The organism is Halomonas heilongjiangensis, assembly GCF_002879645.1.
Taxonomy (GTDB): Bacteria; Pseudomonadota; Gammaproteobacteria; order Pseudomonadales; family Halomonadaceae; genus Halomonas; species Halomonas heilongjiangensis.
Map to the genome: position 1 here is coordinate 4,755 of NZ_PNRE01000035.1, position 20,044 is coordinate 24,798.

Sequence of the window (20,044 nt, forward strand, 5' to 3'; positions counted from 1 at the left end):
ATTCGCCTCATCAGATCGATAAACTTGTCTCGAAATCCGTTTTTCTCGTGACGATCGGTCAAATCCGACAGGCTGCTAGCCGGGAGAAGCGCCATGCGTCAGACCGGAATTCCCCATCCACGCCTGCCGTTGCCGGCCCCCGGCCGGGAGGACGACCCGGCCCGCTTCCTGGCCTGGCTCGCCGAGGCGATCCCCATGGTCGAGCACCTGGGCATCCGCTCGATGCGGCGCGAGGAGGAGCAGTTGATCTGGGCGCTCGACCTGACACCCAGCCTCAACGACAAGGGCACCGGCTTCGGTGGAGCCCTGGCCGCCCAGACCGCGCTCCTCGGCTGGTGCTGGGCCACGCTCTGGCTGCGTCGCCACAGCATGGCCCGCGACGTGGTGGTGGCCGAGGCCAGCCAGCGCTTCCTGGCCCCGGTCACCGGCGACTATCGACTGGTGTGCCTGCCCGAGAGTGACGACGGGCCAGTGGCATTGGCCGAGCAGATCGCCGACCGGGGCAGGGGGCGTATCGCCCTTGTCCAGCAGCTCTGGTGCGGCCACACCCTGTGCCTCGAGGCCCGCGGCAACTATGTGGTGCTGCCCGCGGGCTGAGGGCTCGTTACGGAAAAAGCGGCTTGCAATCGCGCACTTAAGACGTTAGCATATGCGCCGTTCTAGAGGAGATGACGGCGGGCCAGGATAGGGGCCAACCAGTATTTCGACTCGAGAATGACAATGCGGAGGGGTGTCCGAGTGGTCGAAGGAGCACGCCTGGAAAGTGTGTAAGTCGAAAGGCTTCGAGGGTTCGAATCCCTCCCCCTCCGCCACAGAATATAGATAAGCCGCTGACTTCAGCGGCTTTTTCTTTGCCTGGAAGTTATTGGCTTACGCCGCAGTTGCTGGAGGGCACATATCCAGGAATTTTCGGTGGCAAGGGTCATCAGCCATCGATTTTCATGCGGTTTTTTCGCTGCCGAGCTGAATCTCGACTTGGTGCTCCCGGCCATCATCGCATAGCGTAATGATCGGACCGGGCTGGCTGCTCCCGTCGAGGAGAGTGGCCGATGGGTGATGCCCGGCATCTGCGGTCTGTCGGATCGTGATGCAGTAGGTGGTGGAGTGAAAGCGGTAACGCAGCCTGATAGGCGGCCAGGCCGCGGGCAGGCAGGGCGTTATCGTCAGGGTGTTGCCTGCCTGGTGCAGGCCGAGCAGCGACTCGCTGATGAGGCGATACATCCATCCCGCCGCGCCGGTATACCAGCTCCAGCCGCCGCGCCCCACGTGGGGCGGCATGGCATAGATGTCGGCAGCCATCACGTAGGGTTCCAGCCGGTATCTGGCCATGCCGGTTGGAGATTGCGAATGATGGATGGGATTGAGCATATCCATCAGCAGCCAGGCACGCTCGCGCTGGCCGAGGCGGGCATAGGCCATCGCCGCCCATATCGCTGCATGGGTGTACTGCCCGCCGTTCTCCCGCACGCCTGGTACATAGCCGCGAATATAGCCGGGGGTTGGGGTGGCCTTGTCGAAGGGCGGGGAGAGCAATTGGATCAGCTGCTGCTCGGGGTGCACCAGGTGGGTGAAGACGGCCTCCATCGCCTGCTCTACGCGATAGGCGTCGCCGGCGCCCGAGAGCACCGCCCAGCTCTGCGAGATCGAGTCGATGCGGCATTCGCTGCCCGTGGCCGTGCCCAGCGGGGTGCCATCATCGAAGTACGCGCGGCGATACCAGCCGCCGTCCCAGCCGTGCTGGTCCAGGCTGTCGCGCAGTGTGCCCAGGGTGATCCGGCAGTTCTCGACCGTGTCGAGATCCCCGTGGCGCTGCGCCAGCTGACCGAACTCCTCGAGGACCTGGCACAGGAAGAATCCCAGCCAGACGCTTTCGCCACGGCCCTTGATGCCGACCAGGTTCATGCCGTCGTTCCAGTCCCCCGAGCCCATCAGCGGCAGGCCGTGTTCACCGAACCGCAGGCCGTGGCGCAGCGCCAGCAGGGCATGCTGGTAGAGGCTGGCCTCGCCGGGGGCCAGGCTAGGCAGGTCGTAGTAGGCCTCATCGTCATCGCCGACGGCGCGCCCCTCGAGGAATGGGGCCGGTGCGTCGAGGATGTCGATGTCATCGGTGAATCGCACATAGCGACATAGCGCCAGCGGTAGCCACAAGTAGTCGTCGGAACAGCGTGTCCGCACGCCGCGGCCCTGTGGTGGGTGCCACCAGTGCTGCACGTCCCCTTCGCGGAACTGGCGACTGGCACACAGCAGCAACTGGTCGCGCAGGCGCTCTGGCATGGCATGCGCCAGTGCCATGCTGTCCTGCAACTGATCGCGAAAGCCGAAGGCGCCGCCGGATTGATAGTAGCCACTGCGCGCCCACAGTCGACAGGCCAGGGTCTGGTAGAGCAACCAGCCGTTGGTCATCACATCCAGCGCCGGGTCGGGGGTCTCGATCTGCAGCGCGCCGAGGGTATGCCGCCAGTGCGCCTGTACGTCGGCGAGTGCCTGGTTGGCCGTCCCCACGACGCGATAGTGCTGGATCAGTGCATTGGCATGCTCGCGATCACTGCCCACCCCGAGCCTGAATATCACCTGCCGGCTTTCGTCTGGCGCCAGGGAGAGCTTGACCTGCAGCGCGGCGCACGGGTCGAGGCCGGCTCCGACCGTGCCGGAGAGATGGGTGCGCTGCAGGGCGGCAGGCTGCTGCAGGCTACCGTTACGACCGATAAATTCCTGGCGGTCACCACTCAGCGTGCGCGTGGGATCGTCGACATCGAAGAAGGCCACCTGCTCGCTCAATTCGTGATGAAACACGTTGCGTGCCAGCAAGGCGCCACTCGCCGCGGCGACCTCGGTGCTCACATGCATGGCTGTCTTGGCAGGCAGGTCGCCGAGGACCCATTCGACATAGCCGGTCACCGACAGGTGGCGCACCCGCGCCGACAGGTTGCGCACCTTGAGCACTGAAAACTTGATGTTGGCGTCAAGCGCAACGTAGACCCACAGTTGCGTGCTGATACCGTCCTGCTCGGACTCGAACACGCTGTAGCCAAAGCCGTGGCGGACGAGGTAGTGGGCGTCGCTGTGCATCGGGAGAGGCGTGGGAGACCAGACATGGCCGCTCTCTTCGTCGCGCAGATAGAGTGCTTCGCCACTGGGGTCGCTGACCGGGTCGTTGTGCCAGGTCGTCAGGCGGTTTTCGTGTGCATTGACTCGCCAGGTGTAGCTGCCACCGCTCTCCGATATCACGCAGCCGAAGTCGGGGTTGGCGATCACGTTGACCCAGGGCGCGGGGGTGTGCTGGTCGGGTCCGAGCTGAATCACATACTCCTGGCCGTTGGCACTGAATCCCCCCAGCGGGTTGTTCAGGATCAGTCCCTCAGGGGCGACCGGGATGGCGCTGGGCGCGGGCGGGCGGGTGTCCGTCACGCTCAACAGCGGTGGCCTGGCATCCTGGCGCTGGCGCTGGTCGAGCTGCTCTTCCAGGCTGCCGTGGCTGTCGAGGATGATGGCGCGGGCCACCGCCTGAAACAGCAGGCGATCTTCGCCTGCGATCTGCTCCAGTGGGCGCACGAAGATACCGCCGGGGCGGTCGAGATGGCTGGCGCCGCTACCCGAGGCAATCAGTCCCAGGATCTGTTCCTGCAGCTGTTGGCGGTAGACCGCGTACTCTTCGTTCCAGATCACCAGGTCGACGGCGAGACCCTGCAGGCGCCAGTGAGCATGCGCTTGTATGAGTTGGCGCACCAGCGCGAGGCTGCTGCTGCTGCCGACCCGCAGCAGCACGATGGGCAGATCGCCGGAGATGGCATAGCTCCACAACGCTGATTGACCGCGGCGGTTGGCGGCGATGATCGCGGGTTCGGCGCGCAGTGCGGGGTGCGCATAGACGACGGCACTGGCCAGTCGCGCATGTAGCTGGGCGTCGGCTTCGCTGGCATCGAGCTGCTCGAGGACCACCTGGCGATGGGTCCAGGTGAGCTCGAAGACGCGGTCGGCCAGATGGCGATCCTGATACTTGGCGATCAGGCACTCGGCGTCGGCACGCGAGCCCGCTATCCCCGTCACCAGGTCCAGCGTCACGGCGTGGTGAGGTTCGACGCTGAAGCATCGGCGGATGGCGGCGATCGGATCGAGCACCGCGCCGGCATGGCCGGACAGTTCGCCGGGCTGGTCCATGGCCAGGGGGGCTGCGGTGTCCCGGCAGCGCCCGATGAAACCGAGCCGATCCGTTTCGTATGAGGCCGCGGGGCTTGGCGCGTCACGCACGATCAGCAGTTGGAACATCCATGCCGAGAGGTCTTCCGGGGCTCGCGAGCGACGGTGGCAGAGGATCGCGCTGTGGGGGGCGATGATCTCGGTCTGCACGAACAGATTGCTGAAGGCGGGATGCAGTGCATCTGCGGCGGCGGGGGCGATGACCACCTCCGCATAGCTGGTGACCTCGAGTTCGCGACGCTGCGAGGTGTGGTTGGTCAGGCGTAGCCGGCGCAGTTCGATGTCATCCTCGGGCGAAACGGCGATCTCGGTATAGGTCTCCATCTCGCCGCTGCCCACGCTGTCACGGCGCCGGTACTCGGCGCGCCCCTCGGCAAAGATCGCCTGATAGTGACTGCTGGCGGAGCACGTTGGCTGATGGGCGTTTGACCAGACATGGCCGCTTTCGAGGTCACGCAGAAAGCAGAAGATGCCATGGTGATCGCGCGTCGGGTCCTCACGCCAGCGCGTCACGGCGAGGTCGCGCCAGCGGCTGTAGCCACCGCCGGCATTGGTGACCATGACGTGATAGCGCCCGTTCGACAGCAGCTGCACCGCCGGGGTCGCGGTATCGGCGCTGTCGAAGACACGTATCGGCGGGTCGCTGCGGTTGGTTGCGGTATGCACTTCCGCCAATCGCGCAATGTGCGTGAACATGGCGCTGGCGCGGGGGATACGCTCCTGCAGCAGCAGCAGCACGGCCTGTACGTGGCGATCGGCGCTGAAACGGCGCTGCATCGGCTGCTCCAGCAGCAGGTAGGCCAGGGCCAGCAGGCTCATCCCCTGATGGTGTGCCATGAACGAGCGCACCAGCGTCCTGTGCGAGCCACGGCGCTGGCGCGAGGGGCTGTAGTCGACCGCCTCGAACAGCCCGAATTTTCCCATGACCCCCTCTCGTGCCAGGCGCTGCAGGTTGTGGCAGGCCGCGACCGGCGCCACCATCAGCGCCATCACCGAGGCGTAGGGGGCGACGACCAGGTCCTCTGCCAGGCCGCGCTTCAGCCCCAGGCCGGGGGCGCCGAAGGCGCGATACTGATAGTTGAGCTTGGCATCGACGGTGTTGTAGGCAGACTCGGAATTCCCCCAGGGCACGCCGCGTTGCTTGCCATAGTCGATCTGGCGGGCCACGGCCGCGCGACAGGTCTGGTCGAGCAGCGTATTGGGGTAGGTCGGCATCACCAGCATCGGCATCAGATATTCGAACATCGAGCCGCTCCATGACAGCAGTACCGGCTCGCCCCCGGCGCGGGTCAGCAGTCGGCCGAGGCTGAACCAGCTCTCCTTGGGTAACTGTCCAAGGGCAATCCCCATGAAGCTGCTCAGCCGTGATTCCGAGGCGAGTAGATCGTAATAGCCGCTATCGAGTCGCTCCTCGGTGACGTTATAGCCGATGGCGAGCAGGTGCTTGGTACGGTCGAACAGGAAGCCATACTCGACCTGGGCGAACTCAAAGCAGTTGGCGGCGAGCCGCTCGAGAGTCGCGATACGCTGCTGGGCTCGCCCCTTGGCGTGGTGGATCGCGTCGCGCAGCGGGGTCGCCCGGGCGTCACCGATGGCGTGCTGCGGTGGCGCTGGCGTGACACTGCCGAGCAGGCTGTCGAGCGTGGCGAGATCGCGAAGCGTAGGCACGGTAAGCGTCTCGAGTGCCCTGCCGAGCGGGGAGTCGACAAGCCGTGCCCATTGCGCCAGCCAGGGAGCCAGGTCGTCGAGTTCATCGAGCATGGCATGGGTCTGCTGATGCAGGCTGAGAGCCCACTGGTGGGCGTTCTCTTCCAGCAACGGCGCCTGAGGCGAGGCGCTGGCCTCAGGCTGCGCCGCCGTGGCGAATGGGCGCATCGCTTGGGCCAGCACGGCGCTGGCTTCGCTGAGTCGGGTCAGCGCCTGATGCCAGGTCACAAGGCTGTCCTGCGGGGTCGGGCAGGTGGTATCCAGCACCTGCCGGTAGGCATCCAGCGGCACTTGTATGGTGCCGTCGCCACACTCCTCGATGAGCGCCAGGGTATCGCGCAGCCCTTGCCAGCAGCGCGGTGGCAGAATCGGCGCATCCGCCACCTCGAGTAGACCTCGGCGCAGGGTCAGCAGGCATCCTGACAGGTTGCCGCTATCGACGCTCGAGACATAGTGCGGTGGCAGGGGTTGCAGGCTCTGGGTGTCGTACCAGTTGTAGAAATGACCGCGGTAACGGGGCAGGATTTGCAGCGTCCCCAGGCTCTGTTCGCTGCGCGTCATCAGGCCCGCTGCACTGAGGTAGCCGAAATCATGGGCCGCCAGGTTGGCCAGCAACGCCATCCCGATATTGGTCGGCGAGGTACGATGGGCCAGGGAGATCTCGCGGAACGCCTGGAGGTTGTCGGGTGGCAGCCAATGGTCCTCGGCGTTGTGCGTCTGTTCGAAGAACGCCCAGGTGCGTCTGGCCAGACGTTGCAGAAACCGGGTTTGCACGGCATCCAGCTGTGATGGACGCGGCAGCTGCGGACGGCTCAGCCACCAGGCCAGACCCGGGGCAACCCCCCACAGTACCAGCCATGGGGCCGCTGCGAGCAGCGACATTGGCTGGGTGATGGCCAGCACCAGGGCCATGCTGCCGGCCAGTGATGGGGCGAGCCACATCTGCCTGAGCATGCCACGCAGGCCCTCGTCGCCGTCGCGTGGGGCGACCGCCCGGCAAGCGCTCGAAGGTACCCACTCGAGCAGACGACGGTGGCTGACATGCCGTCGCCACAGGGTTCGCAGGATGGCGTCCAGATGGATGTAGGCCTCGAACGGCAGGCAGGCAAGCTGGAAGCCGACCTGGCCAGTGCGTCCGATCAGGTCCCGTGACGTGCACGCCAGGTGCTGCCCAAGCGGGCGCTCGTCGGGTTTGCTCGAAAGCTCGCGTATGAGGTCGCCGATCACCGGTATCAGCAGCAGCGCGGCGGCACCGAGGGTCCAGACCCAGGCGGTCGCTGGCTGGGTCCATCCCACCAGCAGCAGTGCCGTCAGGGCGATGGGAAAGAGGCTGCGCCGCAGGTTGTCCAGCAGCTTCCAGCGTGACAGCAGCGACAGGGCGTTGCCGGTCTGGCGGCCCGGCTCGGTGTCACCCATGGGGGGATGCCGGCCCAGCCAGCCGGTGAGTTGCCAATCGCCGCGTATCCAACGCTGGCGGCGCTTGATGTCGTCGAGGTAGTGGCTGGGGTGATCCTCATATAGAGAGATATCGCTGACCAACCCGGAGCGCGCATGGCAGCCCTCCAGCAGGTCATGGCTGAGGATGAGGTTCTCGGGAAAACGCGTGCCGATCGCCCGCTCGAAGGCATCGACATCGTAGATGCCCTTGCCGATATACGAGCCCTCGTCGAACAGGTCCTGATAGAGGTCGGAGATGGCCCGAGTGTAAGGATCGATGCCCGCCTCACCGCCGAACAGCCGCGCATAGCGTGACCGGTTGGCGCCTTCCAGGCTGGCCGCGACGCAGGGCTGAAGAATGCCGTGGCCATCGACGACCATGCCGGTCAGAGGGTCATGACGGGGACGGTTGAGCGGATGGGCCATGGCGCTGACCAGTTGGCGGGCGGTATCGCGCGGAAGCTGGGTATCGCTGTCCAGGGTGATCACGTAGGCGACCTCCGACAGCGGCGAGATATCACCGACAATCAGCGAAAAGCGCTGTCGGCCGTGGGTCTCCGGCCTGCCGCGCAGCAGGGCGTTGAGGTCTGCGAGCTTGCCGCGCTTGCGCTCGTGGCCCATCCAGCAGCGTTCCTGGGCGTTCCAGCAGCGCGGGCGGTGAAAGAGATAGAACGGTGTCGCGTCACCGCCGAGGGTGCGCCAGTGATCTGCATAGGTGGCGTTCAACCGCGTGATACCGTCCTGTACCAGCGCCAGCAGGGCATCGTCACCGGGAAGCGTGGCCTGTTGGGCATCGCTGAAGTCGGTCAGCAGGGCACTATGTAGACGAGCATCCTGGTTGGCCAGGAAGCGCACCTCGAGTGATTCCAGCAGGGATTCGATGCCGGCGGCGTCTGTCAGCAGGGTCGGCGTGACGACCAGCGTGCGACACTGCGCGGGGATGCCGTTCTTGACCTCCATGCGCGGTAGCGTGCGCGGTGTCACCATCAGTGCCGTCAGCCGGTTGACCAGCGATACCGCGGTCTGACTGCTGACCAACAGTGACAGCGCCGCGACGCTCAACATCCAACCCAGTGGCGCCTGGTCGGTGAGTCGCGACCAGGCGGCAAACAGCAGTGCGGCGCTGATCAGCAGCGTGAAGCCAGCGATTCCGCCAAGATAGAGGGGCAGGGCTCGCCGCCGCAGGCTGATGCCCAGGCGGTGGAGCGGTGAGCGGCGCACACTGGCCTGGCGGGCCAGGTCGGCCAGGCCGGCGCCGATCAGGTAGTAGCCGACGTGTCGCGTGCGCTCGGGGTCGGCGCTCGCTTGGGGGGGCGAGGCGGCGAGCCCGACGGCGAGGCCCGCCACCTCGCTTTCGCCAAGCGGCGACCGGCTGGCAAGCGTTTCCACCACATGCCGATAGCGGTCACGGGTGGCAAAGTCCATGCGTGGATAGATACCGCTGGGGTCCTCCTGCAAGGCCTGCTCAACAGCGCTTTGCGACTCCACGAAGTCCTGCCAGTCGATGGCACCGATGATCCGGAGGCTGCCGATGCTGTTGCTCACCGATACCTGGTCGGACGCCTGCTGCTGATTGGCGATCAAGATATGCTGCTCGATACTGGCGCCCGAGTCAGTCAGTCGCTGCTCGACCCATGAGAGCGGCAGAGAGAGGGCCGGACCGCGCCCCTGCAAGCGTCGCGACAGCACGGCAACGAACTCGCTGCTCATCATCGGCTTCGAGCGGGCCATGTCGGCGACTTGCAGGATCAGATTCTTGGGGTCGCGCTCGGCGGTCGCGACCATGCGCTCTGCCCAGGCCTCGGCCAGTTGGCGTTCGCTGAGTACTGCGTCGAGACGGTCGGCAACCTGGCGCAGGTTCTCGATCAGCGCCAGGCGTAGCATGATGGGGATTGCCCACAGCTCGCCCAGCGTCAAGGTGGTGTTGCGCTGATAGGCGGCCACGAATCGGCTCAGGTTGTCGAAGGCCAGATGACCGTCACCGTGGGCGATGGCTTCCATGGCAATGTCGTAGACGCGCGGTCGTCCCGCGGAGGGGCCGGTCAACAGCCTCGGGAGTGCCTTGCTGTAGCCAGGTGGCAGGTGCCGCTTGGCGGTCAGCATTTGCTCCTCGAGCAGGTGGAAGTTGTCCAGCAACCCCTCGCCTGCAGGAGCAATGCGCTGCTGCTCGGCCACTGCCGTGGTCAACCGGTTGCAGCTCCCGACCAGGGCGTGCTCGTTGTTGCGCAGGCGGGGAAGCAGCAGGTCGGGCGCGTATCCTGTGGCGAGCTGATGGCTGTTGGCAAGCCACTTGCCATGCGCCTCCATCTGGGCGGCGCTGAACAATTCCGCACGTGGGGGGAAGGCAGTCTCGCCGTTGGACGCTGCCTGACGTCTGGCGTTTCGCCATTGTCCAAGGCGATAGCTGCGCCTGCGGTAGGCGGTGAGGATGGTCAAGGTGAGCGCCTAGCGTAAGTTCAGGATTGACAGCACTACCAGCACGATCACCACCGCCCCGATGATCCATAAGATATTCTTCATGGGGGCTCCAGTCTTCATCAGTGGCGGATATCCAGGTCGATGTCGGTAAGTCTGATCGATATTGGATACTAGGTTGTCAGTCGCTTGGCGTCGGTACGCTAGCGGACATAGCAGGCGCTGGGTCAGCAAAGGGTCGAACCCGCTGTCGCGGCCACACACGGTACGTCATGGTCGCGCGTCGCCGATTGGGCAAGGTCGCCGATTGGGGTAAGCTGTCCGGCATGCCGAAGGAGAGGCATACCATTCACCGACGGGAGACTCCCCATGCCGTTTCGTTCCCTGCTGGCCGCCGCCGTGCTGGCCCTGCCGCTGGCCGCCGTGGCCGACACCCCCAACATCGTGCCGGGGCAGTGGCAGTTCACCAGTACCACCTCGGTGAAGGGCGACATGCCGATTCCCGACCAGACCGAGACCCACCAGGAGTGCATCGTCCAGGGGGATCTGGACGACGCCGAGTTCCACCTCATCGAGGAGGAGGAGGGCTGCGAACTGCTCGAGCACAACGTCTCCGCCGATGGCGTCGACTACCGCATGGTGTGCCGTGCCGAGGGTGGCGAGGCCAACATCGACGGGCAGATGTCGTTCCTCGGCGAGCGGGTCGAGGGCGGCGTGGATATCCTGACCGAGTCGCCCATGGGCGAGCTGGAGATGCACACCGCCATCGATGGGGAACGTATCGGCGATTGCTGATCCCCGGTCCGCGATCTACGGCGACGAAGGCCACCATTCGGTGGCCTTCGTCGTTTGCGTCGCTGGTGGGGGGCGGCTCAGTGGCCGGCGGGACCATCGCCCATCTCGGCCTCCAGGCGGCGCTTCACCTCGCCGGGCGAGCCGGTGTGGCGCGCCATCAGGTCGTAGGCCACCGGCACCACGAACAGGGTGAAGAAGGTGGCGGCGGCCACCCCGGCGATGATCACGGTGCCGATCACCATGCGCGCCTCGGAACCGGCGCCGCCGGAGACGATCAGCGGGACGGCGCCGGCCATGGTGGTCACCGCGGTCATCAGGATCGGCCGCAGGCGCGTCACCGAGGCGTCGACCAGGGCGTCGTGGAAGGCCAGCCCCTGGTCGCGCAACTGGTTGGCGAACTCGACGATCAGGATGCCGTTCTTGGTCGCCAGGCCGATCAGCATCACCAGCCCCACCTGGCTGTAGATGTTGAGAGACTGGCCGGTGACCAGCAGGCCGAGCAGGGCGCCGCTCATGGCCAGCGGCACGGTGAGCATGATCACGAAGGGGTGGACGAAGCTCTCGAACTGGGCGGCCATCACCAGGAACACCACCAGGGCGCCGAGCACCAGCAGGAAGGTGGTGGCACCGCTGGCCTCGCGGTAGTCCCGCGACGGGCCGGCCACGTTGGTCTGGGCCTCGGGCGGGAGGATCTCGGCGGCGGTCTGCTCCAGGTACTCAAGCGCCTCGCCCAGCGGGTAGCCACCGGCCAGGTTGGCCTCCAGGGTGATGGCGCGGATGCGGTTGAAGCGGTTCAGCGTGCCGGGGCCGGCGAAGTCGGTGAGCCGGACCAGGCTGGCCAGGGGGATCAGCTCGCCCGAGCGCGCCGAGCGCACCTGGATGTTGTCCAGCGCGCGGGGGCTGTTCTGGCTGGCGCGGTCGCCCTCGACGATGACGTCGTACTCCTCGCCGTTGTCGACGTAGCGGGTCACGTTGCGCCCGCCGAGCAGCACCTCCAGGGTGCGGCCGATCTCGGTGACGGTGACCCCCAGGTCCGCCGCACGTGGGTAGTCGATGTCGACCCGCAGCTGTGGCTGGGTCTCGCGGTAGTCGCTGTCGAGGCCGATCAGCCGCGGGTTGTGCTCGCGGATATGCGCGAACATCCGGTCGCGCCACTCGGCGAGCTCCTCGAAGGTGCCGCCGCCGAGCACGAACTGCACCGGCTTCTGGGTGCGCTGGCCGAAGCCCGAGCGCATCACCGGGAAGGCCTGCACCCCGGGCAGGTCGGCGAGCCGATCGCGCACATCGGCCATGATCTCCCAGGCGCTGCGTCGGCTACCCCAGTCGGTCAGGCCCATGATCACGAAGCCGCCGTTGAAGGTCTCGATGTTGCCGAAGCCCCGCGGCGTGCGCACCACCACGCGCTCGGCGTCACCGGACTCGATCAGCGGCATCAGCCGCGTCTCGATCTCGTCCATGTAGTCCATCATGTAGTCGAAGGTGGCGCCCTCCGGCCCGCTGACCAGGATGAAGAAGTTGCCGCGGTCCTCCTGGGGCGTGTACTCGTTGGGTAGCTGGTCGGCCATCCAGGCGGTGGCGGCGATCAGCGCCACGAACGCCGCGAGCACCGCGAGGCGCGCCTTGAGCACGAACTCCAGCAGCGTGCGGTAGAGGCGCTGGGAGAGCACGAGCAGCCACTGCACGGCGCGGGCGGCGGCGCTGTCGTAGATCGCCGGCTTGAGGATCTTGGAGGCCATCATCGGCGTCAGCGTCAGCGCCAGCAGGCTGGAGATGGCCACGGCGGCCGCCATGGTCAGCGCGAACTCCGAGAACAGCCGGCCCACATTGCCCTGCAGGAAGCTCAGCGGCACGAACACCGCGATCAGCACCAGGGTGGTGGCGACCACCGCGAAGGCGATCTGGCGGGTACCGCGAAAGGCGGCGACCAGCGGCGTCTCGCCGTAGTCGTGCATCCGCCGGTTGATGTTTTCCAGCACCACGATGGCGTCGTCGACGATCAGGCCGATGGCCAGTACCAGCGCCAGCAGGGTGAGCAGGTTGATCGAGAATCCCATGGCCGCCAGGGCGGTGAAGGAACCGATCACCGCGATGGGCACCGTCACCGCCGGCACCAGGGTGGTGCGCACGTTGCCGAGGAACATGAAGATCACCACCACCACCAGGCCCATGGCGATGAACAGGGTGATGACCACCTGCTGGATGGCCCCGGCGACGAACACCGAGGCATCGAAGTTCAGGCTCAGCTCCATGTCCTCGGGCAGCGAACCCTGCAGGCGCGCCATCTCGGCCTGCACCCCTTCGGAGAGCTCCAGCACGTTGGCGGTGGACTGCATCATCATGCCCAGGCCCACCATGGGCACGCCGTTGGCGCGGAACAACGAACGGTCGTCCACCGAGCCGACCTCGACGCGTGCCACGTCGCCCAGGCGGATCAGATAGCCGTCGCTGCCCCGGCCCAGTGCCAGGCCCCGGAAGTCCTCGGGTTCGGCGAAGCCGCGGGGCAGGCGCACGATGAACTGGCGCTCCCGGGACTCGATGGAGCCGGCGGGCAGTTCCACGTTCTCGGCACGCAGGGCGCTCTCCACGTCGCTCACGGTGAGGTTGCGTGCCGCCAGTGCATTGCGGTCGAGCCACACGCGCATGGCGTAGTCGCTGCCGCCGCCCACCCGTACCCGGGCCACGCCGGGCTGCACCGAGAGGCGGTCGACCAGGTAGCGGTTGGCGTAGTCGGTGAGCTCGGGAATGCTGTAGCCCTCGCCGGAAAGGCTCAGCCACACCACGATCTCCTCGCTGGAGTCGGCCTTCTGCACCTCCGGCGGATCGGCGTCGTCGGGCAGGTTGCGCTGGGCGCCGGCGATACGGTCGCGGACGTCGTTGGCCGCGGCGTCGATGTCCATGTCGAGTCGGAATTCGATGTCGATCCGCGAGCGACCGTCCTCGCTCGACGACGTGACCACCTCGATGCCCTCGATGCCGGCGATGCGGTCCTCCAGCACCTGGGTGATGCGCGACTCCACCACGGAGGCGGCGGCCCCGGGGTAGCGGGTGTCGATGCTGACCACCGGCGGATCGATCGATGGGTACTCCTGCAGCGCCAGGCGCTGCAGCGAGAGCAGGCCGAAGGCGACGATCAGCAGCGCCAGCACCGTGGCCAGTACCGGGCGTTGTACCGAGATGTCGGAGAGGCGCATCAGGCGTCTCCCTCGTCGCGTTGCGCCTCGAGGATCTCGCGGATCGAGGCCTCGTCGCTGGCGATGCCCAGCAGGCGCACGCGGTCACCCTCGCGGGCCCGCTGCACGCCGTGGGACACCACCAGCTCATCGGGCGCGAGCCCCTCGAGGATCTCGGCCTGGCCGAGGCGTCGCTCGCCGACCCGCACCTCGCGGCGCTCGAGGCGATACTCGTCGGTCTCGTCGATCACCAGCACGTACTGGCGGTCGCCACTGGGGATCAGCACCGATTCCGGCACCACCACCGCCTCGCGGGGGCTGCGGCGGAGCACCACCACCATCAGCATGCCGGGGCGCAGGCGCAGCTCGGGGTTCTGCAACTCGGCACGCACCGCGACGCTGCGACTGACCGGGTCGATCCGCGAGCCGACGCTGGCCACCTCGCCCTCGAAGGTCTCGTCGGGGAAGGCCACGCTGCGGGCGGTCAGGCCGAGGCCCGGTTCGAGCAGCGCCAGGTAGACCTCCGGCACGCTGAAGTCGAGCTTCATCACGTCGAGCTTGTCCAGGGTCACCAGCTCGGTGCCCGGGGTGACCAGGGCGCCGATGCTGACGTTGCGAAAGCCCACCATGCCATCGAAGGGGGCGCGCAGCCGGTAGTTGGTCAGCCGCGCCTCGAGCGCCTGGATCTCGGCCTGCACCTGGCGCAGCCGCGCCTGGGCGTCCTCCACGTCGGCCCGCGGCGCCATGTTGCGGTTCTGCAGCTGGGTCAGGCGCTCGACGGCGCTGCGGCGCTCGTCACGCAGCGCCTGGGTGACCCGCAGCTGGGCCTGCTCCTCGCCATCCTCCAGCCGCACCAGCAGCTGGCCGGCCTCGACCACCTCGCCGTCGCGGAAATTCACCTCGGCGACGATCTCGGTGACGGTGGCCGACAGCGTCACGCTCTCGTCGGCGCGCAGGGTGCCCAGCGCCTCCAGGGGGTCGGACCAGGGCTCGAGGAGGGCCCGGGCGCCGATCACCGCGGTGCGCTCCTGGGCGGCCAGTGGCAGGCTCAGGGCCAGGCAGAGCAGGAGTGTCAGGGCCGGTAACCGCCGGGCCGGCGGAGAGGGGAGGGGGCGCGATGTCAGGGTCATGGGGGCTCTTGGTGGGATGCGGGAAAACGATGGTGCGAGACGATTTGTGCTAGGCGACGCTGCTTAGAACCAAGGGGCTGGCCGCCCATCCCTGGGGGGCAGCCTTGGGGGTCTGACTTGGGTGCATGAGAGTAGCCTAGCCATCCGGGCCGTACACAGTGTGACAACAATGCACAAGTTGCCGGCGGCCCCCACCGGCCAATGTACAAGAGTTGTACATGGATGGGCAATCACCGCCGCCAGGGGCCCTCGGCGACCCATCGGCGGGGCGACGCAAGATACTCCTAGGGCGCTGCAAGATACTCCAAGCGTAACTGGACTGTAACGGCGATGCTCAGTCACGTGAGCCGGGGCCAGAGGCGCCGGTTCCCGACAACAGCAGGCTTGAAACACCAACAAAGTGGAGAAGCAACCATGAGCAAGCTGATGCAGGGTATCGAGCGCTTCTGGCGCGAGGAAGAGGGCACCGAGGTCGTGGAATGGGCCCTGGTGGGTGGACTGATCGTGGCTGTTGGGGCAGCGATTTTTGTAGCAATTGGAGATCTTGCTGCACAGTACCTTCAAGATATCCAAGATGCACTTGAAGAAGGTGGTAAAACACCCTCTGCATAATCATTTTTTTGCACCGTATGCGCTGATATGGATGTTGGCGCAATTTTAACAAATGATTATTTATAGGGTGTGTTATGGAGAATTTTCTGCTGATTTTTCCGTGCATATTTCTGATCTTGGGCGCCACAGTTTCGGATCTACGGGAGCATCGTATTCCAAATCTCCTCGTTATGGCCGGGGCCGCCATGGGAATCCTGCTGCAGGCTGTGTTGGCAGGTTTCGGCGGTGTCCTGGCCGCCATCACGGGCCTGCTGGTGGGTATGGCAGTTCTCCTTCCGGGCTATCTGCTTGGTTTTACCGGAGCCGGTGATGCCAAGCTGATGGCCGCGGTGGGCACCTTTCTTGGCCCATGGGGCGTCTTCCAGGCGGCGCTCGCCAGTATCGTTATCGGTGGAGTGATCGCCCTGGGCTTCGCTTTCAGTGCGCTGATTTCCCGCCAGTCGATCTCGCCATGGCACCGCTATGGCCTGATGTTCAAGACGCTGGCCGTGACCGGTAGGCCGATTTATATCGCGCCGGAGGAAGGGGAGGTGATGGGAAGGAAATTCCCCTTCGCCGTTTCCATTGCCCTGGGCACCACCGCCTGGATCGCCTGGCAGTGGCCGCTGGCCTAGGCAAGGTTTCGCACCGTTATTTCATCGGAGGAGCAGCAGTGATGGCAGACGATCTCTTTCCCCAGGTGGCAGGTGAGCCTTCGCACGACGCCGCCAGAAACGCCGACGAGGCCATGGTCCTGCCGGCGCGCCCCGGCTGCGTGGCGGAGACCGGGCTCTCGGTGCTCTACCTGGGCGACCTGCTGGTCAAGCAGCTCTTCGAGCAGGGCGTGCTCGACCTGCACCAGCTGAGCCGCGGCACGGCGCTGGCCGGCAGCGTGGTGGAAGAGATCTGTCGCTTCCTGCGCGACGAAGGGCGGGTGGAGGTGCGCGGCCAGGGCAGCGGCGGGGTGCTGCGTTTCGGGCTGACCGACCGCGGCCGCGCCTCGGCGCTGGAGGCCCTCAACCGCGACGGCTACAGCGGAGAGGCACCGGTCACCCTGGAGGCCTACAGCGCCCGTGTGCGCAGCCAGGCGCTGAGCGACGTGGCCATTCGCCGCGACACGGTGATGGCCGCCTTCGCCGATACGGTGATCGCCCCCGCGCTGCTCGACCAGCTGGGGCCGGGGCTGCACTCCGGCCGCGCCATGTTCATCCACGGCGAGGCGGGCACCGGCAAGAGCTATATCGCGCGGCGCCTGGTGCGGCTGCTGGAGGGCGAGGTGCTCATCCCCCACGCCATCCTGGTGGGGGGCAAGGCGGTGCGCTGCTTCGACCCCGCCGTGCACCAGGCGCTGGATGACCCCGGGGCGACCCCCGCCTCGCAGCTCTACCTCGGCCGGGGCCACGACCCGCGCTATGTGCGCTGCCGGCGCCCCTGCGTGGTCACCGGCGGCGAGCTGACCATGGAGCGGCTCGAGATCCAGTACGACGCCGCCACCCATATCCATCAGGCGCCGGTTCAGCTGCTGGCCAACAACGGCATGCTGGTGATCGACGACCTGGGGCGCCAGCGCATGACCCCCACCGAGCTGTTCAACCGCTGGATCGTGCCCCTGGAGGAGCGCCGCGACTTCCTGGCGCTGAGTAACGGCTACCACTTCAGCGTGCCCTTCGACGTGGCCCTGGTGTTCTCCACCAACCTGGACCCGCTCACCCTGGCCGATGCCGCCTTCCTGCGCCGCATCGGCTACAAGATCCGCTTTTCACCGCTGTCACACGACGCCTACCTGGCGATCTGGCAGCAGCAGTGTGAGGTCCAGGGGCTGCCCTTCGAGCCGGCACTCGCCGAGTTCGTGATCGACGAGCTGCACGGGCGCTTCGGCGTGCCGCTGCTCGCCTGTCACCCCCGCGACCTGTTGAGCCTCGCCGGGGACCAGCTGGACTACCGGGGCGGCAGGGCCCCGGATCGCGAGACCCTGGCCTGGGCCTGGCAGACCTACTTCGGCGACTTCTCTGATTCATCGCACGGCGACGTCGCCGCCAACCGGAGGGATGCATCATGAAACGCAAGGGGATCTTCGCCATGTTCGCGATCTCGCTGATGATGGCGCTGGGGGCGGCCGTGGTGGCCATGAACTGGATGCAGGAGCAGGGGGGCGAGGGCGACGCCCTGGCCGACGCCAGCCAGGTGGTGGTGGCGGCCCTGCAGGTGCCCTTCGGCACCACCGTGCAGGCCTCCGACCTCAAGGTCGTGCATATGCCCAGGGACGTGGTGCCGCCCAACAGCTTCAACGATGTCGAGAGCGTGGTGGGGCGGGTCAGCAACCAGGTGATCTACCCCGGCGAGGTGGTACTCGAGGGGCGGGTCTCCGAGCACCTGGGCGGCAGCGCCCTGGCGGCACTGCTCGACCCCGGCAAGCGGGCCATGAGCGTGCGGGTCGACGACGTGGTGGGGGTGGCGGGCTTCCTGCTGCCGGGCAACCGGGTCGATGTGCTCTCCACCAAGCGCAGCGGCAGCCGCGACAACGTCGAGTCGAAGACCGTGCTGCACAACCTCAAGGTGCTGGCGGTGGACCAGATCGCCAGCCAGGAGCGCGATGGCCCGGTGATCGTGCGCGCGGTGACCCTGGAGGTAACCACCCAGGAGGCCGAGACCCTGGTCAAGGCCACCCAGGAGGGCAAGGTGCAGCTCACCCTGCGCAACCCCCTGGAGAAGGAAGACGACTCCGGCCTGTTGGCGGCCCAGCGCTCGGTACTGAACGTCGACGAGCCCGAGCCACCGCGCGCCTCGCCGCCACCGCGTCGCGTGGCACCGGTCCAGCACCAGGTGCAGGTGATCCGCGGCACCCAGAGCAGCACGGTCAACGTACGTAACTGACAGGCAAGGGAACAGAAGGCAGACAGGGGCGAAGGCGTTGAAGAAGGGGGTCGACCGCTGGGACAGGGTCGATCACGGCAAGAGCAGGGAGAAGACAGGGTAAAAAGAACAGTGGGTTAAAGAAGAACAGGTAACAAGGGGGAGTCGACATGATCAGGCAAGGTGAATGGCTGAAATGGCTGGCACTGGCACTGCTGGCACTACTGGCGGCGAGCTGGACATCGCAGCTCTCGGCGCAGACCGGCGAGCAGCGTAGCGTCGCCATGCCCGCCGAGGGGCGGGCGGTATCGGTGGCCGTGGCGATCAACAAGGGGCAGGTGCTGCAGTTTCCCCGGGCGGTCGGGGTGGTCTCGGTGGGCAACCCCGAGGTCGCCGACATCGTGGTGATGGGCTCTCGCCAGCTCTATGTGCTGGGCAAGTCCACCGGCACCACCAACGTGGTGCTCTGGGACCGCTCGGAGAACGTCGAGGGCACCCTCAACGTCACCGTGACCCACGACCTGGAGACGCTGAAGAGCAGCCTGCACGACCTGCTCCCCGGCGAGAACGTCCAGGTGCGCTCGGCCCAGGAGGGCATCGTGCTCAGCGGCGAGGTCTCCAGCGCCGAGCGGCTCGAGACCGCGCTGCGCCTGGCCAACCGCTTCGCCGGGGGCGGCGAGGGAACCGTGCTCAACCTGATGCAGGTGGGCGGCGCCCAGCAGGTGATGCTCGACGTCAAGGTGGCGGAGGTGTCGCGCTCGCTGGTCAAGCGACTGGAGGCCAACTTCAACGTCTTCAACGTCGGCTCCTCGGCGCTGCGTATCGGCGGCGTCAGCGGCGGAGCCAGTTTCCCCGATGCCGAGTTCTCGGGCTTCGGGGGCGATGGTCGCTTCCCGGCGCTGCCCTTCACCATGGGGCAGACTCCCGTCGGCCCGGTGGTGACCGAATTCTCGCCGGCCACCGCCACCATCGAGGATACCGGCATCTTCGCCAGCTACCAGCGCAGCGACTACCTGCTCAACCTGGTGCTGGATGCGGCCAGCCGCGAGGGGGTGGCCAAGATCCTCGCCGAGCCCAACCTCACCACCCTGACCGGGCAGCCGGCCCAGTTCCTCGCCGGGGGCGAGTTCCCCATTCCGGTGCCCCAGGGCAACGGCCAGGTGGCCATCGAGCACAAGGAGTTCGGCGTCGGGCTCGGCTTCCTGCCGGTGGTGCTCGACTCCGGCACCATCAACCTCAAGGTGGATGTCTCGGTCTCCGACCTGGTGCCGGCCAACAGCCTGCGGGTCGGGGTGGGCGACCAGGTGGGGGCCCAGTTCTTCGTGCCGGCGCTGGTCAAGCGCAGCGCCAGCTCCACCGTGGAACTGGCCACCGGCCAGACCATCGCCATCGCCGGCATGCTCAACGAGAGCCTGCGCGAGAACGTCTCCAAGCTGCCGGGCCTGGGCGAGGTGCCGGTGCTGGGGGCGCTGTTCCGTAGCCAGGAATTCATCAAGGAGCAGACCGAGCTGGTGATCTTCGTCACCCCGCGGCTCGCCCGCTCCTTCGCGCCGGAACAGGTGCGGCTGCCCACCGGCTCCTTCGTGCCGCCCAACGACCTGGAGTTCTACCTGCTGGGCAGCTTCAAGTCTCTCGCGGAGCGCGACGACCCCCGGCCGCGACCCACCAGCTTCGACCTGGAGCTGATGTCGAGCCGCCCGGAGGGCGGGACCGAAGGCCGATTCGGCCATGACCTCTGATCGCCGTCGC

At 66.7% G+C, this 20,044-nt stretch carries 10 protein-coding genes and 1 tRNA gene; 8 read left to right on the forward strand and 3 right to left on the reverse strand.

What is annotated here, in order from left to right:
* Positions 1-93 precede the first annotated feature (93 nt).
* Together C1H66_RS07530 and C1H66_RS07535 are read left to right on the forward strand one after the other, a co-directional pair.
* Positions 94-597: a YiiD C-terminal domain-containing protein gene (locus C1H66_RS07530; protein ID WP_102627286.1), complete on the forward strand. Its 504-nt coding sequence runs from the start codon at positions 94-96 to the stop codon at positions 595-597.
* Between the two features lie 127 nt (positions 598-724).
* Positions 725-812: transfer RNA gene (locus tag C1H66_RS07535), tRNA-Ser, on the forward strand.
* 127 nt (positions 813-939) lie between these two features.
* Here the strand turns inward: C1H66_RS07535 and C1H66_RS07540 are convergent.
* Positions 940-9,777 (reverse strand): glycoside hydrolase family 94 protein, encoded by an 8,838-nt coding sequence (locus tag C1H66_RS07540; RefSeq protein WP_205738639.1) that lies wholly within the window; start codon positions 9,775-9,777, stop codon positions 940-942.
* 348 nt (positions 9,778-10,125) lie between these two features.
* Here C1H66_RS07540 and C1H66_RS07545 point away from each other — a divergent pair, with 348 nt between their 5' ends.
* Positions 10,126-10,551, forward strand: coding sequence for a DUF3617 domain-containing protein (locus C1H66_RS07545; RefSeq protein WP_102627287.1), 426 nt, complete (start codon positions 10,126-10,128; stop codon positions 10,549-10,551).
* Between the two features lie 77 nt (positions 10,552-10,628).
* Here C1H66_RS07545 and C1H66_RS07550 read toward each other — a convergent pair whose 3' ends face one another.
* Both C1H66_RS07550 and C1H66_RS07555 read right to left on the reverse strand, forming a co-directional pair.
* Positions 10,629-13,742 (reverse strand): efflux RND transporter permease subunit, encoded by a 3,114-nt coding sequence (locus tag C1H66_RS07550; RefSeq protein WP_102627288.1) that lies wholly within the window; start codon positions 13,740-13,742, stop codon positions 10,629-10,631.
* The gene (locus C1H66_RS07555) at positions 13,742-14,851 is read right to left on the reverse strand and encodes an efflux RND transporter periplasmic adaptor subunit (RefSeq protein ID WP_102627289.1); all 1,110 of its coding nucleotides are present in this window, start codon (positions 14,849-14,851) and stop codon (positions 13,742-13,744) included. The genes C1H66_RS07550 and C1H66_RS07555 overlap by 1 nt, the downstream gene beginning before the upstream one ends.
* Positions 14,852-15,265: 414 nt before the next feature.
* Between C1H66_RS07555 and C1H66_RS07560 the strand changes: the two genes are divergently transcribed.
* From C1H66_RS07560 to C1H66_RS07580, 5 genes are all read left to right on the forward strand, one after another.
* Positions 15,266-15,463, forward strand: a complete 198-nt coding sequence (locus C1H66_RS07560) for a Flp family type IVb pilin (RefSeq protein ID WP_102627290.1) — start codon at positions 15,266-15,268, stop codon at positions 15,461-15,463.
* Between the two features lie 74 nt (positions 15,464-15,537).
* A complete protein-coding gene (locus C1H66_RS07565) occupies positions 15,538-16,077 on the forward strand; it encodes an A24 family peptidase (RefSeq protein WP_102627291.1) in 540 nt (179 codons plus the stop codon).
* Between the two features lie 41 nt (positions 16,078-16,118).
* Positions 16,119-17,501, forward strand: coding sequence for an AAA family ATPase (locus tag C1H66_RS07570; protein WP_181423465.1), 1,383 nt, complete (start codon positions 16,119-16,121; stop codon positions 17,499-17,501).
* Positions 17,498-18,316 (forward strand): Flp pilus assembly protein CpaB, encoded by an 819-nt coding sequence (gene cpaB / locus C1H66_RS07575; RefSeq protein ID WP_102627292.1) that lies wholly within the window; start codon positions 17,498-17,500, stop codon positions 18,314-18,316. The genes C1H66_RS07570 and cpaB overlap by 4 nt, the downstream gene beginning before the upstream one ends.
* Before the next feature lie 149 nt (positions 18,317-18,465).
* Positions 18,466-20,034, forward strand: coding sequence for a type II and III secretion system protein family protein (locus C1H66_RS07580; protein ID WP_102627293.1), 1,569 nt, complete (start codon positions 18,466-18,468; stop codon positions 20,032-20,034).
* Positions 20,035-20,044: the final 10 nt, after the last annotated feature.

Bases quoted from the DNA above. Each gene is read 5' to 3' on its own strand.
- C1H66_RS07530 (WP_102627286.1), top strand. From the start codon at position 94: ATGCGTCAGACCGGAATTCCCCATCCACGCCTGCCGTTGCCGGCCCCC.
- C1H66_RS07545 (WP_102627287.1), top strand. From the start codon at position 10,126: ATGCCGTTTCGTTCCCTGCTGGCCGCCGCCGTGCTGGCCCTGCCGCTG.
- C1H66_RS07550 (WP_102627288.1), bottom strand. From the start codon at position 13,742: ATGCGCCTCTCCGACATCTCGGTACAACGCCCGGTACTGGCCACGGTG.
- C1H66_RS07555 (WP_102627289.1), bottom strand. From the start codon at position 14,851: ATGACCCTGACATCGCGCCCCCTCCCCTCTCCGCCGGCCCGGCGGTTA.
- C1H66_RS07560 (WP_102627290.1), top strand. From the start codon at position 15,266: ATGAGCAAGCTGATGCAGGGTATCGAGCGCTTCTGGCGCGAGGAAGAG.
- C1H66_RS07565 (WP_102627291.1), top strand. From the start codon at position 15,538: ATGGAGAATTTTCTGCTGATTTTTCCGTGCATATTTCTGATCTTGGGC.
- C1H66_RS07570 (WP_181423465.1), top strand. From the start codon at position 16,119: ATGGCAGACGATCTCTTTCCCCAGGTGGCAGGTGAGCCTTCGCACGAC.
- cpaB (WP_102627292.1), top strand. From the start codon at position 17,498: ATGAAACGCAAGGGGATCTTCGCCATGTTCGCGATCTCGCTGATGATG.
- C1H66_RS07580 (WP_102627293.1), top strand. From the start codon at position 18,466: ATGATCAGGCAAGGTGAATGGCTGAAATGGCTGGCACTGGCACTGCTG.